The sequence below is a fragment of the Amycolatopsis keratiniphila genome, assembly GCF_000400635.2.
Taxonomy (GTDB): domain Bacteria; phylum Actinomycetota; class Actinomycetes; order Mycobacteriales; family Pseudonocardiaceae; genus Amycolatopsis; species Amycolatopsis keratiniphila.
On the sequence record NC_021252.1, the window covers coordinates 3,081,787 to 3,098,022 of the forward strand.

Sequence of the window (16,236 nt, forward strand, 5' to 3'; positions counted from 1 at the left end):
GCTTACAGGATCGTCGAGACTTGTCAGGGAGGAAACCTGCATGAGCCGGTACGAAGCGAAGCCGTGGCTGGCCGCCTACGAAGATCGTATGAAGGCGGCGGAGACACCGAAAGCCACCACGGTCCCCGCGTCCTTCCGGCGGGCGGTGCAGCGCTCTCCGCAGGCCACGGCGATCGCCTACTTCGACGCCACGATGAGCTATCGCGAGGTCGACGAGCTTTCCGACGGTGTCGCGCGTCATCTGCTGGCCTCCGGTTTCGCCCCGGGCGACCGGCTCGCCCTGGTCCTGCAGAACATCCCGCAGTTCGTGCTGGCATTGCTCGGCGCGTGGAAGGCGGGCGGGATCGTCGTCCCGGTCAACCCGATGTACCGCGAGCGGGAACTCCGGCACGTCTTCGAGGACGCGGGGGTGCGCGCGGTCGTCTGCTCGCAGAGCGGCTGGAACCGCCGGATCGGCCCGCTCGTGCCCGGCAGCGGCGTGACCATCGCGCTGACCACCAGCGAACTGGACCTGCAGGGCCGCGACGATGCGCGGGTGTTCGGCGGGATCGTGCGGGAGCCGACCCCCGGCGCCGCCGATCTGCTGACGGTGGCGCGGGCGGCGGGAGATCCGCCCCCAGATCCCCGCCTCGGCCCCGACGACGTCGCGCTGATCAGCTACACGTCGGGCACCAGCGGGACGCCGAAGGGGGCGATGAACACCCACGGCAACCTCGGCGCGAACGCGGCCGTGCTGAGCACGTTCAGCGGTCTGGGCAAGGGCGCCACCCTGTTCGGCCTCGCCCCGCTGTTCCACATCACCGGCATGGTCTGCGAGATCGCCTCCGCGATCGACATCGGCGGCACGCTCGCGCTCGCGTACCGGTTCGAGCCCGGCGTGGTGCTCGACGCCTTCCTGGAGCACAAGCCCGTTTACACGGTGGGCCCGTCGACGGCGTACATGGCGCTGATGGCCCACCCCGGCGTCGGCCGCGAACATTTCGACTCCTTCGAGTTGCTGTACTCCGGTGGTGCCGCGCTGCCGCCCGCCGTCGTCGGCACGTTCCGCGAACGGTTCGGCCACTACATCCACAACGGCTACGGGCTCACCGAGACGACCGCGGGCTGCATCGTCGTCCCGAGCAGTCTCGAAGCGCCCATCGACGAAGCCTCGGGCACGATCTCGATCGGCCTGCCGGTGCCGGGGACGATCGTGCGCATCCTCGGAGAGAACGGCGAGGAACTGCCGTTCGGGACGGCGGGTGAGATCGCCGTCGAAGGTCCGATGGTGATCCCCGGCTACTGGAACCGGCCCGAGGCGACCGAAGCCGCGCTGCCCGGCGGCAGGCTCCTGACCGGCGACATCGGCTTCATGGAGCCGAGCGGCTGGGTCTACGTCGTCGACCGCAAGAAGGACATGATCAACGCCTCCGGGTTCAAGGTCTGGCCGCGTGAGGTCGAGGACGTCCTGTACACGCATCCGGCGGTGCGTGAAGCGGCCGTCGTCGGCGTTCCGGACGAGTACCGCGGCGAGACCGTGAAGGCCTACATCAGCCCGGCACCGGGCGCCACGCCCGATCCCCAGGATCTCGTCGCGTACTGCAAGGAACGCCTCGCCGCGTACAAATACCCGCGCGTGATCGAGGTGCTCGACGAACTGCCGAAGACGGTGAGCGGCAAGATCCTCCGCCGCGAACTCCGGGAGAGGGGCTGACCGGCATGGCACAGGTCGAAACCGTCCGAGGGCCCGTCGACACCGGCGAGCTGGGGCGGGTGCTCATGCACGAGCACCTGTTCGTTCTCAGTCCCGAATTCATGGCGAACCACCCCGAGCACGACGGGTTCCGCGAAGACGAACACGTCGCCGACGCGATCCGGCGGCTCGACGAACTCAAGGCCGCCGGGATCGACACCATCGTCGACCCCACCGTCATCGGGCTCGGCCGCTACATCCCGCGCGTTCAGCGGGTCGCGGCCGAAACCGACCTGCGGATCATCGTCGCGACCGGGCTCTACACCTACAACGACGTCCCGCACTACCTCCACCATCGCGGACCGGGGCTCATCTTCGACGACGGCGAGGACCCGCTGGTCGGCCTCTTCACCGGCGACATCGTCGACGGGATCGCCGGCACCGGGGTGAAGGCGGCCCTGCTGAAGTGCGCGACCGACGAGCCCGGGGTCACCCCCGGCGTCGAACGCGTCCTGCGCGCGGTCGCGAAGGCGCACCGGGAGACCGGCGCGCCGATCATGACCCACACCCACGCGCCCACCCGCCGCGGCCTCGAACAGCAGGCCGTGTTCGCTTCCGAAGGCGTCGACTTGAGCAGGGTCCTCATCGGCCACAGCGGCGACACCACCGACCTCGATTACCTCACCGAGATCGCCGACAAGGGGTCGCTGCTGGGCATGGACCGGTTCGGGCTCGACCCGCTGCTGTCGTTCGACGACCGGGTGGCCACGGTCGCGGCGATGTGCGAGCGCGGTTACGCCGAAAGAATGGTCCTCTCCCACGACGCCTCGTGTTTCATCGACTGGTTCGAGCAGGACAAGATGGCCGCCGTGGCGCCGAACTGGCATTTCCTCCACATCACCCGGGACGTGCTGCCCGCTTTGCGGGAGTCGGGGGTTTCCGAAAAGGACATAACGACGATGCTGGTGACGAATCCCCGCCGGTTCTTCGAGCACGGCGGCGCGTATTGACCCCTTTGTTCCGGTGCCCTTGATCGACTCCTCGACGATGTAGGAATCGGGACACTCGACGTTTCGATTCCTACATCGTCGAGACCAGGCGCGCCGAGCAGCCGACCTCGTACCAGACAGGTGATTCGAGCGGGGAAGATTTGGGACGTTCAACGTCCCAAATCTTCCCCACTCGACCGTGCCACGGAGAGCTTCCGGCTCCCCACGGCGGTTATGCGTGCGTGAGGGAACGGTGCGTGTGATCCGGTGGCCTTGGCCGGCCTCGAGTCCCCGTTCCCCGTGCGTCGACAAACCGGCCGGTATGCTGAGTGTCCGCACGAGAAGGAGCCGGTCATGACACGAGCGACCACCCGGAAGGCCGAGGCAGGCGGCGAAGACCAGGCCGCCGTCCCGCGCCGGCTGCTGTCGCACGCCACGAAGCTCTTCGCCAAGAAGGGTTTCGACCGCACCTCCGTGCAGGAGATCGTCGAGGCGGCCGGGGTCACCAAGGGCGCGATGTACCACTACTTCGGCTCCAAGGACGACCTTCTCTACGAGATCTACGCCCGGGTGCTGCGCTCGCAGACCGAGCAACTCGAAAAGGTGGCCTCGAGCGAGGCGCCGCTGCGGGAGCGGCTGCGTTCCGCCGCCTCCGACGTCATCGTCAGCACGATCGACAACCTCGACGACAACACGATCTTCATGCAGTCCATGCATCAGCTCAGCGTGGAGAAGCAGAAGGCCGTCCGCGCGGAACGCCGCAAGTACCACGAGCGGTTCCGCACGCTGATCGAGGAAGGCCAGGAGTCCGGCGAATTCCGCGGGGACAAACCGGCCGACGTGATCGTCGACTTCTTCTTCGGCTCGGTGCACCACCTCGGTTCGTGGTACCGGCGTGGCGGCGCGCTCTCGGCCCGCCAGATCGGCGACCACTTCGCCGATCTCCTGCTGGCCGCGCTGCGACCCGAGTAGAGCCGCTCGGCGGGGTCCGGCACTTTCGGACGGACCCCGCCGGGTGGCTCAGGCGGGCAGGTCGATCAGCGGCGCGAGAGCCGCGCGATGCCGCCCAGGAGTGCCCAAGGCGATCTCGTCGCTCTTCGCACGCTTCAGGTACAGATGCGCGGGGTGCTCCCAGGTCATGCCGATCCCGCCGTGCAGCTGGATCGCCTCTTCGGCCGCGTGGACGGCGATGGGGGAGTTGCGGGCCTGCGCCACCGCGACCGCGATCGCGATGTCGTCACCGGAGGCCAGGCAGTCGGCGGCGTATCGCGCGGTCGCCCTGGCGTTGACCAGATCCGTGTACAGGTTCGCCAGCCGGTGCTTCAGCGACTGGAAGGAGCCGACCTGACGGCCGAATTGGTAGCGCTCCTTGAGATAGCGCACCGTTTCGGTGAGCGCCCACTCGGCGATCCCGAGCTGTTCCGAGGCGAGCAGCCCCGCCGCGGTGACGAGTGCCGTGTCCAGCGCGGACGCCGCCGCCGAGGCGTCGGCTACGCGTTTCGCGGCCACGTTCTCCAAGGTCACGTCGGCGATGCGCCGGGTGAGGTCGAGGGAGATCGCCTCGGTGACCGTCACGCCGGCCGACGCCGCGTCGACCGTGTACAGGCCGGGACCATCCGGTCCCACCGCCGGGACGACGAGCAGTTCGGCCACCGAGGCGTCGACGACGCTGCGGACTTCGCCGCTGAGCGTGCCGTCGGCCGCCGCGGTGACCGCCGAGGGGAACTCGGCGCCGGGTGCGGTCGACAGCGGCACGGCCAGAGCGCCGATGAGTGTGCCCGCGGCCAGTTTCCCGAGCCGTTCGGACACTTCCGCCTGCGCCGTGTCGGTCGCCAGCAGGGCCGACGTCGCCAGGACGGCGCTGCCGAGATAGGGGACCGGGGCGACACTGCGCCCGAGTTCCTCCATCACGACGGCGACTTCCCGCGCCGAAGCGCCGTGCCCGCCCAGCGCCTCCGGGACGGCGAGACCCGCCGTGCCGAGGTCGGCGGCGAGCGTGCGCCACAGCTTCAGGTCGTACGGTTCCGCCGTCTCGGTCCTGGCGATCAGGGCCGCCGGTTCCGCGCGGTCCTTGAACAGGTCGCGGACGCTGGCGCGAAGGTCCTCTTCGACCTCGGAGTACAGCAGGTCGCTCATCGGGGCAGGTCCTTCCAGGCGACGTCCTTGTCGATCCGCGGCTCGGACGGCAGCCCCAGCACGCGTTCGGCGATGATGTTGCGCAGGACCTCCGAGGTGCCGCCCTCGATGGAGTTCCCCTTCGCGCGCAGATAGCGATAGCCGGCTTCGCGGCCGAGGAAGTTCACGCCGTCGGGACGGCGCATCGTCCAGTCGTCGTAGCGCAGACCGTCTTCGCCGAGCAGCTCGATCTCCAGCCCGGACGCGGCCTGGTTCAGCTCGGAGAACGCGACCTTGACCGCGGACCCCTCCGGCCCCGGCGCGCCCGCGGCGAGCTGCTGCCGCAGCCGCGAACTCACCAGGCGCAGGCTTTCGCCTTCCACCCACAGCTTCAGCAGCCTGTCGTGCAGTTCGGACGTGCGCAGCTCCGGGCGCTCCCGCCAGACTTCCGCGACGACGCCGACCATGCCGCCGTCACGCGGGAACTCGGTTCCCCCGATCGCGACCCGTTCGTTCATCAGCGTGGTCTGCGCGACCTTCCAGCCCTCGCCGACCGCGCCGAGGCGGTGCGCGTCGGGAATACGGACCTCGCTGAGGAAGACCTCGTTGAATTCGGCCTCCCCGGTGATCTGCCGCAGCGGCCGGATTTCGACGCCCGGCGCGGTCATGTCGCACAGGAAGTACGTCATACCACGGTGTTTCGGCACGTCGGGATCGGTGCGGGTGACCAGGATGGCCCACTGCGACTTGTGCGCGCCCGATGTCCAGACCTTCTGGCCGGTGACCACCCAGTCGTCGCCGTCGCGGACCGCGCGGGTGCCCAGCGCGGCCAGGTCGGAGCCGGCGCCGGGCTCACTGAACAGCTGGCACCACACCTCGCGTTCGGTCCACAGTGGACGGAGGAAGCGCTGGTGCTGTTCGGGCGTGCCGAAGGCGAGGATCGTCGGCGCGGCCATGCCGAGGCCGATCCCGATCCGCCGTTTGTCGTTGTCCGGCGCGCCCGCCGCGGCGAGCTCTTTGTCGACAACGGACTGCAGGGAGCGAGGCGCGTTCAGGCCGCCCAGGCCTTCGGGGAAGTGGATCCAGGCCAGCCCGGCGTCGAACCGCGCGTCGAGGAAGTCCTGGCGCGGCGTGCTTTCCGGCGGATACGTGGCCAGCAGCTCGGCCACGCGCCGCTTGAGATCGTCCACAGTGGTCACTTCGATGCCTCCCCGCGGTACTTCTTCAGCTCACGGTGCGCCAGCGAGCGCTTGTGCACCTCGTCCGGGCCGTCGGCCAGGCGCAGCGTCCGCACCTGCGCCCACATCTCGGCGACCGGGAAGTCCTGGCTGACCCCGCCCGCGCCGAACAGCTGCACGGCCTTGTCGAGGATCCACTCGACGGTGATCGGCGTGGAGATCTTGATCGCCTGGATCTCGGTGTGCGCGCCCTGGTTGCCGACGGTGTCCATCAGCCAGGCGGTCTTGAGCACCAGCAGCCGCTGCTGCTCGATCTTGACCCGTGCTTCGGCGATCCAGTCCTGCACCACGCCCTGTTCGGCGATCGGCTTGCCGAACGTCTCGCGCGAGAGCGCCCGGCGGCACATCAGTTCCAGCGCGCGTTCGGCCATGCCGATGGCGCGCATGCAGTGGTGGATCCGCCCCGGCCCGAGGCGTGCCTGCGCGATGGCGAACCCGTCGCCCTCGCCGGCGATGAGGTTCTCCGCCGGCACGCGGACGTCCTCGAAGAGCACTTCGGCGTGGCCGCCGTGGTCCCCGTCGGTGTAGCCGAACACGTGCATACCGCGTTTCACGGTCATGCCGGGGGTGTCGCGGGGGACCAGGATCATGCTCTGCTGCTTGTGCGCGGGCGCGTCCGGATCGGTCTTGCCCATCACGATGAAGATCTTGCAGTTCGGGTTCATCGCGCCGGAGATGTACCACTTGCGGCCGTTGATGACGTACTCGTCGCCGTCACGCCGGATGCTGGTGGCGATGTTGCGCGCGTCGGAAGAGGCGACGTCGGGTTCGGTCATCGCGAACGCGGACCGGATCTCACCGTCCAGCAACGGTTGCAGCCACTGCTTCTTCTGCTGGTCGGTGCCGAACATGGTGAGCACTTCCATGTTCCCGGTGTCCGGTGCCGCGCAGTTCACCGCGGTCGGCGCGAGCCGGAGGCTGCGGCCGGTGATCTCGGCCAGCGGCGCGTACTGCAGGTTCGTCAGGCCCGCGCCGTGGTCACCGGGGAGGAAGAAGTTCCACAGCCCGCGTTTGCGGGCCTCGGCCTTGAGTTCTTCGACGATCGGCGGCTGCGACCACTCGCTGTCGCGCTCGGCCAGCTGCCGCTCGAAGACGGCCTCGGCCGGGTAGATGTGCGAATCCATGAACTCGAGGAGCTTTCCCCGCAGCTCCTCGGTTTTCGCGTCGAAGGCGAAGTCCATCTCTATCCCTCTTCCTTGAGAGTCTCATTGCCGTGCGCGATCAACGGGACGACGCCCGAGCCGATGCCGTCGAATCCGGCGCCGACGGTCTGCCCCTTGCTGTAGCGGAGGTGGATGCCTTCCAGGATCACCGCGAGCTTGAAGAACGCGAAGCTCACGTACCAGTTGAGCCGGGAGACATCGCGGCCGGAGCGCTCGGCGTACCGCGCGATGACCTCGTCGTTGCGCGGGTAACCCGGCGCCGAACTGGCGTTGGACACGAACTGCAAGGAGACCTTGTCGCGTTCGGCGTAGGCCACCAGGAGCGCGAGGTCGGTCAGCGGGTCGCCGAGGGTGGACATCTCCCAGTCCAGCACCGCGGTGATCCGGTCGTCGGCGTTCACCAGCACGTTGTCCAGCCGGTAGTCGCCGTGGACGATCGACGGCTTCCCCGATTCCGGCACCGACGAGGCCAGCCGGTCGTGCAGTTCGTCGACGCCCGGCAGCTCGCGGCTGCGGTTGCCGTCGAGCTGCTTCTTCCAGCGCCGCAACTGGCGTTCGAGGAAGCCCTCGGGGCGGCCGAAATCGCCCAGTCCCACCGATTCCGGTTCGACGGCGTGCAGGGCGACCAGGGTGTCCACCAGCTCGTCCGCGATCGCCTTGGTGCGGGCGGGGCCCAGCGCGGCCAGCTCGGTGTCCGAGCGGAAGGGCGTGCCCTCCACGAACTCCATCACGTAGAACCGCGAGCCGATGACGTCGGTGTCTTCGCACAGCAGCACGGTTTCCGGCACCGGGACGGGCGTGCCGTGCAGGCCGGTGATCACCCGGTACTCGCGGCCCATGTCGTGCGCGGTCGGCAGGACGTGGCCCAGCGGCGGGCGGCGGACCACCCAGCGGGACCGGCCGTCACCCACGATGTAGGTGAGGTTCGACCGGCCCCCTTCCACGACCTGGCCGCTCAGGTCGCCCTGGACGAGCCCCGGCCGGTGCTCGTCCAGATGGGCCTTGAGCCTGGCCAGGTCGAGGCCCGGCAGGTCGGACTGGTTCATGGTGCCTCCAGCGTCTCGCTTTCCGGTAACAGTACCGACCAGTCGGTATGTCAGGTAGGGCTGGTCCGGCGAGGTGCCGGAGGTCACTCTCTCAGGCGATCAGCCGGACGACCATTTCCGCGACGCACGCCGGTTTGGGCTCGCCGTCGATCTCGATCGTCCACCGCACCACGGCCTGCTTGCCGCCGGCGACGTCGGTGACCTCGACCAGTTCGGCACCCGCCCGGATCTTCGCGCCGACCTTGACCGGCTGGGGGAACCGGACCTTGTTCAGGCCGTAGTTGATGCCCATCTTGAGCCCGTTGACCCGGTAGAGCTTGCCGACGAAGCCCGAAATGAGCGACAGCGTCAGGAAGCCATGGGCGATCGGGCCGCCGAACGGGCCTTCGGCGGCCTTCTCGACGTCGACGTGGATCCACTGGTGGTCGTCGGTGGCGTCGGCGAACAGGTTCACCCGGTCCTGGGTGAGCGTCAGCCAGTCGCTGTAGCCGAAGTGCTCGCCGACGGCGTTCTCGAACTCCTGCAGGGAGGCGAATTCGCGCATGGCTCAGTCCTTCGGTCCGCCGGCGACGTAGATGACCTGGCCGGAGATGAATCCGGCGCCATCACTCACCAGGAACGACGTGAGGTTGGCGATGTCTTCGGGGGTGCCGACGCGCTGCACCGGGATCTGCGAGGCGGCCGCCGCCTTGAAGTCCTCGAACGACATGCCGAGCCGCTCGGCGGTCGCCGCGGTCATGTCGGTGGCGATGAACCCGGGGGCGATGGCGTTCGCGGTGACGTTGAACTTGCCCAGCTCGATCGCGAGGGTCTTGGTGAAGCCCTGCATGCCGGCCTTGGCGGCGGAGTAGTTGACCTGGCCGCGGTTGCCGAGCGCCGAGGTGCTGGACAGGTTGACGATGCGGCCCCACTTCTCCTGCGTCTGGTACTTCTGCACCTCGCGGGTCATCAGGAACGAGCCCTTGAGGTGCACGCCCAGCACCGAGTCCCAGTCCTGTTCGGTCATCTTGAACAGCAGGTTGTCGCGGGTGATGCCGGCGTTGTTGATCAGCACGGTCGGCGCGCCGAGTTCCTCGGCCACCCGGGTCACCGCGGCTTCGACCTGCGCGGCGTCGTTGACGTCCAGCGCGACACCGACGGCCTTGCCGCCCTCGGCGACGATCGCTTCCGCCCCTTGCTTGACACCGGCCTCGTCGAGGTCCAGCAGGCCGACGGCGAATCCGTCGGAAGCGAGCCGCTTGGCCACGGCCGCCCCGATGCCGCGGCCGGCGCCGGTGACGATCGCTACACGGGAGGGGTGTTCGGTCACGGGTGTTCTCCTCGTCGTCGAGTGGAAGTGCCGTCGAGTCTGCCGTACTGAGCGGTCGGTTTGTAGAGATGTCAGGCCAGGAGTCTCGCTGTGATCGTAATCACGGGTGCCCGCACGGCCACTCCCGACGAGCTGATCGTCCCGATGTCTGGCGCTCCCACCTGCACTGTGGCCGTGCCGCCGTTCGGTTCCGCGCGGGTCGTCTCCTCGGTGACTCAGACGGCCATGAACGCTTACTGGCTGCGGTGAGTGCCCGGCTCGTGAGTGGCGTTTCGGGTTCTAACCCGAAACGCCACTCACGAGGCGCGGGTCAGCTCGCCCGTTTGCCCAGCACCTCGGTGATCAGTCGCGGCAGCTCGCCACCATGCCACGAACTGGGCGAGAAGCGTTCCTGCGCGATCCCTTCCCAAGGCTCGCCGTCGTCCAGCGAAATGCCTTCCTCACGGGGAACGAGCACGCCGATCTCCTGCGCCGCCACGCCTTCGCCGTCGAGGGTCTTCTTGGCGAGGCCGACGTCCTCCGGCCGCACGGCGACCACGAGTGTCCAGTCGCCCCAAGCCTGCGCGAGCTCGAACCGGCCGAGCCCCGACTGCGCGCAGACGTCGGCGAGCGGCTCGTCCAGCTGGATGGCCGTCGTGATCCGCGCGCCGAGGCCGTTGGCCCCGCAGAGGGTCCGCACGGTCGGGAAAAGACCGTCCGAAACGTCCATCGCGGCGCGAGCCAGCCCCGCCGTGGCGAGCGCGTTCCCGGCGGCCACCTGCGCCATCGGCTTACAGGCACGCTCGCGGATCTCGGCGACGACCGAATCGGAGAGCCGCGCCTGCTGTTCGACGAGCAACGCGTACGACCACAGGTAGCCGGGCGAACCGACCAGCAGCAGACGGTCGCCGGCCTCGGCGCCGAGCCGCCCGAGCCTGCCGTCTGGGACGCAGCGGCCGATCGCGGTGGCGGTGAGCTGCCGGACCGGGCCGTCCCGGAGGTCGCCGCCGACGACCTTGGTCCCGTGCTTCTTCGTGCAGTCGTCCACGCCGTCGAGAAGCCGCCGGAATTCACCCGCCGTGGTCGTCTTCGGCAGGGTGTAGTTGACGACCAGGCCGAGTGGCGTGGCCCCGGCCGCCGCCAGATCGGACAGGTTGATCGTCGCCAGCAGCCATCCGGCGTGATACGGATCCGTCTCACCCAGGATGGTGACCAGCGGCGTGGGACAGCTGTCGGTCGTGGCGACCAGATCACCGCGAAGCCCGTCTTCGGCGTCGAGGACGGCGCAGTCGTCACCGAACCCGCGGACACCGCCGTAACGCGGCCGCAGGATGTGCTCCAGGATCGCGTGCTCGCCGAGGTCGCCGAGCCGGACGTCGTCGCCGACCGGCGAGAGTTCAGTTACGGCCGACATGATCCGCCAATCGGGACGGGGCCACGTTGTGGTCGCTGGAATAGTTGTGCGGCAGCGTGCCATAGGGCTGCTCACTTCCGGTGGAGGCGAACAGCATCAGGTTGCAGATTCGCGCTCCCGGGTGCAGGAGCACCGGATGCCGCAGATGGTTCACGATCTCCAAGGTCAGCACGGCGCCTTTTTCGTTGCCGAAACCGGGGCTGACCTGTCCACAAAGGACGACGCTGATGCCGAGCCGCGCGTAGTCGCTCGTGCCGTCGACGAGCCCGGCGAGCCTCTCCGAAAGCCCGATCTTCTCCAGCGTCGGCGCGAGGACGACTTCGCCGGGCTCGACGCACAGCCGTCCTTCGGCGTCGAGTTCCTTCGGCAGGAGCTCCGGATAGGTGCTTCGGTCGGCGATGTCCACCGTCCCGGTCGACTCCAGCGCGAACGCCTCGTGCCCGAGCCGGAGGCTGATCGCGGCGGGGCGGACGAGGGCAGGCTCGAACGGGGTGATCGTGAGCTCCCCGCTGCGGTGCGCGCGCCTGATGGCCCGGTCGGTCAGGATGCCGCGGCGTGGCGCGGGCCAGCTCAGCGGCATGAGGCCACCGCATCCGCGACGGCGCCGACCAGGACCCGGAAATCGGTCTCGGTGAGTTCGCCGTTGGGCTGGTCGTCGGACTCGCCGGGTTCGCAGTAGACGACGGTGGTGCTGGTGCGATGCGGCCCCTGGATCACCACCGTCGCGGTCAATCCCGCCGCGATGGGCCGGACGGTGTGCACGACGGCGGTGTCGCACGAGTAGACGTCGCCGAGCCGGACGTGCGGGGTTTTCTCCACTTCGAGCCGGGCTTCGCCGTCCGCGAGCAACGCGGCCGGGTTCGCCGGGTCTGCGCCGTAGCGGTACCGGTCGTACGGCTTCCCGCCGTCGGCCGTTTCGTGGAACTCGACCATGTGCAGGCCTTCTCCCGCGACGATGGTCGAGGCGAATTCCCACCGGTGGCTGTGCGGATTGGACTCGCCGCGGGACGGTTCCGTGGATTCCGGCCAGACGTGGAGCCGGATCCGGAAATCGGGCGAGGTGTGGAGCACCATTTTGGCGAATCCGTTGGGATGCCAGTAGGAACGCTTCGCCGCGGCGCGGACGGCTTCTTCGTCACCGAGGATTTCTTCGAGCCACGCGAGGAAGACGCCGGGGGAGTCCTGGACCCGGTGCGCGACCGCGCGCAGCCAGGGGAGGTCGGCGTCACCGTCCGCCGGAACGGCGGCGAGGGTCGATGGCGGGGTGTCGATCATGGAGTTGTACCTGGAGTTCCTGGTGGGCTGAGCGGGGGCGCCGCGGCGGCGAAGGCGGCCGCGCGGAGCGCGGTGACTGCGTCCAAGGTCTGCCAAATGGGTAGATCTCCGCTCTCCCACGCCCACAGCCCCTGGTCGGCGTCGTAGCGCTCCCAAAGGGTTCCGAGCGCCCGGTTGAGCCGGGGGAGTGGCAGGAAGGGGGCGGTGGCGAGCGCTTGGACGACCCAGGCGGAGGTGAAGTGCCGGATGATGATCCGGGTCGTTCCTTCACCGTCGGGGCGAGGCCTCTCTAGATCCTCTGCCACGCCGTCGTCCGAATGCGACCGGTCGATGAGCCATTGTGTGGCTTCGTCGGCCGCCTCACGGACGTCGTTGCGATCTTCACGGCTGCGCAGGACGTCCCGCAGGGCGACGACCGACCGCGCGGTGTGCACGACCGACGCCTCCGGGGCGACGAGCCCGGCCTCGTTCTTCTCCGGCCACAGGAGTGAGCCGTCGAAGTCGAGCCGGGCCGCCAGGAGGGCGTCGATCAGCCGGTCGGTCAGCGGGGCGTCCGGCCGCAGCCGGACCGCCGTGTGCAGCACGGCGGACAACAGGTACGGACGGGTCCGGCTGTAGGGGTCGATCTCCTCCCCGATCAGGAGCGACCCTTCGAGTTGCTTCAGTCCGTCGTCGGCGGACATGGTGCTGGTGCGGAAAAGCGCGTCCACCACCGACGCGGTGGTCTCCGGTCGCCTGCCGCCCGCGCGGCCCCGCCAGCCGTGCGCCGACTGGAGCCGGTAGAGATCTTCGGCGAGCGTATGTAGGTCGATGTAGGGATCGCCTACCACCAGCATGGTGTTGATCCCGTAGGCGGTGCTGAGTGCCTTCGCCCCGGTGCTCTTCTGCAGGTTGTGCCGCCATCCCAGCGGTTTCCCGTGCTCGTCGCGGATCAGGCGCTCGGCGAGTTTGGCGCCGACGGTGTGGAACACCTGCAGCAGTGACCGCGAAGTGTCGACGACGCCGGCGTCGCTGATGACGGTCGGGGCGTGCTCCTGCGGCGAACGGGCCGTCTCGACCAGGGTGAACAGCGCGTTCGCGGCGCGGAAGTGGTCGTCGAGCTGGCGGGCGTTGTGTGTCGACGGCAGATATTTGCCGGTCTCCCACTGGGTCAGGTTCGCCCTGGTCACCCCGATGATCCGGGCCGTTTCCGCCTGGGTCTCGCCCGCGGCCTTGCGCAGCCGCCGCAGCTCACGGCCGACACCCGACGCGGTAACGGTTTCCGCATCGGGGCTTACCGGCCGCCGTCCGGCCGATGTAGGCTTCATGTAGGCACTAGACACAGGCTTACCTACCTCTAGTAGGCAAAGTAGGGCGGTGACTGAACGTGCACACAACGGGGAGAGTACAGCAAGCGAATCGGACCGCGCTGGCGCGTTGGTCAATGTCTTGTCACGAGAAGCAGGTGGCCGCGTCCGGGCCTGTTCTACCTGGTCCGAGGGTACGCGATCCACCCGGCCGTGAAGCAGGGGCCGAACAGGGCACGACCGGAGAGCGGATGCTGTCAGCCATCTGAATATGACGCTGTGCATCCGTTTCGGTTCGCGTCGCCTGAGGGTCACACGAATGCCGGAGTAGGCGTCGTGTGTGCCGACCCGAATCAGTGCTTCGCCGCATCGGGGGTGAACCTCATGTCCCACCACGAGAACCACACGGCAGCGCCCCGATCTTGGTTCGATCGACTTCTCGAACGCTTCCACGAATGGCTTTTCGCGTCCGGCGAGGACGCGAGAGCCGCCGCTCGTGGCTGGCAGGTGACCCGGGTGCCGGACAGCAGGCGCCGCGTCTACCGCGATCCCCGCTGGGACACCGTGCACGCGTGCGAACCGTGCGGAGGCACGGGGTGGTGGCCCTACGAGGACGCCGTTTGCCCGGACTGCGCCGGTGCCGGTGTCGTCCGCTCCATTCCCGCGGCGGCCGCGGTCGCCGAGAAAACCGCCGGACGGACAGGAGGAAGGTCATGAGCCGTTGGCAGGAACCCCAGGCGATCGCCGAGCTGGCCAGGGAGATCACGGTGGTCAGGAGGCCCAACCCGATCACCGCCCTCTACCACTGGCGCTACGAGATCGGCGTACTTCTCGTCCTCCCGTACGCGCTGTTCTCGCTTTTCCAGGCGGCCGGCCCGATCTGGGGCGCGGTCGTGCTGTTCGGCGTCGCGAATTGGCTGTTCTACTGGAAATCGGCGCGGCGATTCCTCCGCGACCGGCTGCGCTCGGTCGTCGTGCAGCACCGGCTGCGGACCGGATTCGCCCGCGCCCGGGTGTGCACCCTCGACGGCAAGCTGCCGGTGATCCTGTGGACCAAGCCGCGCGGCGACGAGATCGAGGTGACCGTGTTCTGCCCGGCGGGGGTGGGCTACGAGCGCATCGAGCAGCGGCGGGCGCTGCTGGCCGCGGCGTGCTTCGCCACCGACGTCCACGTGTACCGCCACCACAAGCGTGCCAACGTGGTGCATCTTTCGGTGTGCACCGCGAGGTTGCGCAAGGACGCCGACGACGACGTCGCCGAGCTCACGCCCGCGCCACGATATGCCGGGCAGACGGACGGTGCCGCCATTGCCCTTCCGGCGCCCTTCGAAGGAATTCCTCGCGCAGCACGGCGATGAACTCTTCACCGCGCGCGTCCGCCAGCGGCCGCATCGGCCCCGAACGGGTGTGCGCGGTGAAGAACGTGTCCGCGTCGGGGTGGACCATCGGGAACGACAAGGGCTCGTCCCGTTCGATCGTGGCGCCCGCCAGTGCGGGGACGAGCCGTTCTTCCCACGAGCGGTCGCCTGCCGGGACGTGCTCCCGGAGCACGTCGGACAGCACCGTGAAGGCCCCGCCCGCTTCGGTGCTGTGCGGCCAGTAGACGACCGAAAGCACTCCGCCAGGGCGTAACGCTTCGGCCCAGGACCGGAGTGCGGTGTCGGGTTCGGGCAGTTGCTGGAGGCCGAAGACCGAGACGATCGCGGCGGCCGAGCCCGCGTCGAGTTCCGAGGCGTCGCCCTCGACGACGCGGACGAGCGCGTTGCCCGAGGCGCGATTCCTGGCCCTCGCGGCCATCCCCGCGGACAGATCGATGCCGACGACCTCGCGGCCGGGCAGGTGCCCGGTGAGCAAGTCGAGCTCCGGGAAGGTGCCGCAACAAGGAACGAAGACGGGGCCGTCGGGCAGGTCCGAGGGGAGGGCCCGCACCGCTTCGGAGACCCAAGGCGCGAAGCGGGGGACGTAGTACGCCTCGTAACCTTCGGCGGCTTCGTCCCACGCGCGGGCGAGGCGTTCGGCGGTCAGGACGCGATCTCCAGGGCTTCGGCCTGCTCGGTCACCGGTGCGGTGACCACGCGCGCGGGGATGAGCAGTGACGCCAGCGCGATCAGCCCGGTCAGCGCCATCGCGCGTTCGACCAGCCCGAGCGGGATCGCCCGCCACCAGGGCTCGCCGCCGTTCATCGAGACCACGATCGCCCCGAGGATCACGCCGAACCAGGCCAGGGCCGCGACCGCGAGCACCCGGGTCACGGCGCGGCGCGCGGGGGAGGAGGGGAAGACGGCTTTCGCCGCGAACCACACGGCCAGCGGGAGGCAGACGAAGGCGACGACGCTCGCGATCCGGTGCACCGTGCCGCCGGTGCTCGGCCCGATCGCCCAGTTGTTCTTGGGGAACGCCACGATCACCACCAGGCTCACCGTCCAGAGCGCGCAGAAGACCGATGCCGCGGACAGGGCGGGAAGGTGTTTGCGGCGGATCAGCGCGCCGAAGCCGATCGCCGAGCCGAACGCGACCAGCAGCACCGCGACGTCGAAGATCCACTTGTTCTCGCTGAGCGCGTACTCGCTGATGGTGCGGCGGACCGGGCTGATGTCGCTGGTGGCGGGGAGGACCTGCAGCAACAGGATCAGCAGCGCTCCGCCGGCGACGGAGACCACGGCGGCCAGCAGGGCCAGCGGTGACCTGGCGGTGACCTGGGGCGTCGTCATGGTTGAAAGGTAACCGCCCATCCTGAAGGTTTTCTTAGC

18 protein-coding genes are annotated in these 16,236 nt (G+C 69.0%); 6 read left to right on the forward strand and 12 right to left on the reverse strand.

The window, feature by feature from the left end; translation table 11 throughout:
• Positions 1–40 precede the first annotated feature (40 nt).
• The 3 genes from AORI_RS55395 (at position 41) to AORI_RS55405 (ending at position 3,633) form a co-directional block, all read left to right on the forward strand.
• Positions 41–1,693, forward strand: a complete 1,653-nt coding sequence (locus AORI_RS55395) for an AMP-binding protein (RefSeq protein WP_016333235.1) — start codon at positions 41–43, stop codon at positions 1,691–1,693.
• Between the two features lie 5 nt (positions 1,694–1,698).
• Positions 1,699–2,682, forward strand: a complete 984-nt coding sequence (locus tag AORI_RS55400) for a phosphotriesterase family protein (RefSeq protein WP_016333236.1) — start codon at positions 1,699–1,701, stop codon at positions 2,680–2,682.
• Positions 2,683–3,015: 333 nt separating this feature from the next.
• Positions 3,016–3,633 carry a TetR/AcrR family transcriptional regulator gene (locus tag AORI_RS55405; protein WP_016333237.1) on the forward strand — a complete coding sequence of 206 codons (618 nt, stop codon included), beginning with the start codon at positions 3,016–3,018 and terminating at the stop codon, positions 3,631–3,633.
• 48 nt (positions 3,634–3,681) lie between these two features.
• Here the strand turns inward: AORI_RS55405 and AORI_RS55410 are convergent, their stop codons facing one another.
• The 6 genes from AORI_RS55410 to fabG form a co-directional block, all read right to left on the reverse strand.
• Positions 3,682–4,797: an acyl-CoA dehydrogenase family protein gene (locus AORI_RS55410; RefSeq protein WP_016333238.1), complete on the reverse strand. Its 1,116-nt coding sequence runs from the start codon at positions 4,795–4,797 to the stop codon at positions 3,682–3,684.
• Positions 4,794–5,975 (reverse strand): acyl-CoA dehydrogenase family protein, encoded by a 1,182-nt coding sequence (locus tag AORI_RS55415; protein WP_016333239.1) that lies wholly within the window; start codon positions 5,973–5,975, stop codon positions 4,794–4,796. The genes AORI_RS55410 and AORI_RS55415 overlap by 4 nt, the downstream gene beginning before the upstream one ends.
• Entirely contained in the window at positions 5,972–7,195 is a 1,224-nt protein-coding gene (locus tag AORI_RS55420) for an acyl-CoA dehydrogenase family protein (RefSeq protein ID WP_016333240.1), read from the reverse strand. Before AORI_RS55420 ends, AORI_RS55415 begins: the two co-directional genes overlap by 4 nt.
• 2 nt (positions 7,196–7,197) lie before the next feature.
• The gene (locus AORI_RS55425; protein WP_016333241.1) at positions 7,198–8,223 is read right to left on the reverse strand and encodes a phosphotransferase family protein; all 1,026 of its coding nucleotides are present in this window, start codon (positions 8,221–8,223) and stop codon (positions 7,198–7,200) included.
• Positions 8,224–8,314: 91 nt separating this feature from the next.
• Entirely contained in the window at positions 8,315–8,767 is a 453-nt protein-coding gene (locus AORI_RS55430; RefSeq protein WP_016333242.1) for a MaoC family dehydratase, read from the reverse strand.
• 3 nt (positions 8,768–8,770) lie between these two features.
• On the reverse strand, positions 8,771–9,532 hold the full coding sequence (fabG, locus tag AORI_RS55435) for a 3-oxoacyl-ACP reductase FabG (RefSeq protein ID WP_016333243.1): 762 nt from the start codon (positions 9,530–9,532) through the stop codon (positions 8,771–8,773).
• A gap of 90 nt (positions 9,533–9,622) precedes the next feature.
• On the opposite strand from fabG, the gene AORI_RS83650 reads away from it, so the two are divergent.
• Complete coding sequence (locus tag AORI_RS83650) at positions 9,623–9,781, forward strand: hypothetical protein (RefSeq protein ID WP_158509124.1); 159 nt, start codon at positions 9,623–9,625, stop codon at positions 9,779–9,781.
• A 61-nt stretch (positions 9,782–9,842) separates the two neighbouring features.
• Here AORI_RS83650 and AORI_RS55440 read toward each other — a convergent pair whose 3' ends face one another.
• The 4 genes from AORI_RS55440 to AORI_RS55455 are packed head-to-tail and all read right to left on the reverse strand — an operon-like array spanning position 9,843 to position 13,507.
• Positions 9,843–10,925: a thiamine-phosphate kinase gene (locus AORI_RS55440; RefSeq protein WP_016333244.1), complete on the reverse strand. Its 1,083-nt coding sequence runs from the start codon at positions 10,923–10,925 to the stop codon at positions 9,843–9,845.
• A complete protein-coding gene (gene dcd, locus AORI_RS55445; RefSeq protein ID WP_016333245.1) occupies positions 10,909–11,505 on the reverse strand; it encodes a dCTP deaminase in 597 nt (198 codons plus the stop codon). Before dcd ends, AORI_RS55440 begins: the two co-directional genes overlap by 17 nt.
• Complete coding sequence (locus AORI_RS55450; protein WP_016333246.1) at positions 11,496–12,200, reverse strand: hypothetical protein; 705 nt, start codon at positions 12,198–12,200, stop codon at positions 11,496–11,498. Before AORI_RS55450 ends, dcd begins: the two co-directional genes overlap by 10 nt.
• Entirely contained in the window at positions 12,197–13,507 is a 1,311-nt protein-coding gene (locus AORI_RS55455; RefSeq protein WP_016333247.1) for a helix-turn-helix transcriptional regulator, read from the reverse strand. Before AORI_RS55455 ends, AORI_RS55450 begins: the two co-directional genes overlap by 4 nt.
• Positions 13,508–13,870: 363 nt before the next feature.
• On the opposite strand from AORI_RS55455, the gene AORI_RS82845 reads away from it, so the two are divergent.
• Positions 13,871–14,203 carry a hypothetical protein gene (locus AORI_RS82845; RefSeq protein ID WP_076153599.1) on the forward strand — a complete coding sequence of 111 codons (333 nt, stop codon included), beginning with the start codon at positions 13,871–13,873 and terminating at the stop codon, positions 14,201–14,203.
• Entirely contained in the window at positions 14,200–14,844 is a 645-nt protein-coding gene (locus AORI_RS55460) for a hypothetical protein (RefSeq protein WP_016333249.1), read from the forward strand. Before AORI_RS82845 ends, AORI_RS55460 begins: the two co-directional genes overlap by 4 nt.
• Here AORI_RS55460 and AORI_RS82850 read toward each other — a convergent pair.
• Both AORI_RS82850 and AORI_RS55475 read right to left on the reverse strand, forming a co-directional pair.
• A complete protein-coding gene (locus tag AORI_RS82850; RefSeq protein WP_200870969.1) occupies positions 14,750–15,415 on the reverse strand; it encodes a class I SAM-dependent methyltransferase in 666 nt (221 codons plus the stop codon). The two genes, AORI_RS55460 and AORI_RS82850, sit on opposite strands and share 95 nt — an antisense overlap.
• A gap of 92 nt (positions 15,416–15,507) precedes the next feature.
• Positions 15,508–16,197: a DUF998 domain-containing protein gene (locus AORI_RS55475; RefSeq protein WP_043848032.1), complete on the reverse strand. Its 690-nt coding sequence runs from the start codon at positions 16,195–16,197 to the stop codon at positions 15,508–15,510.
• Positions 16,198–16,236: the final 39 nt, after the last annotated feature.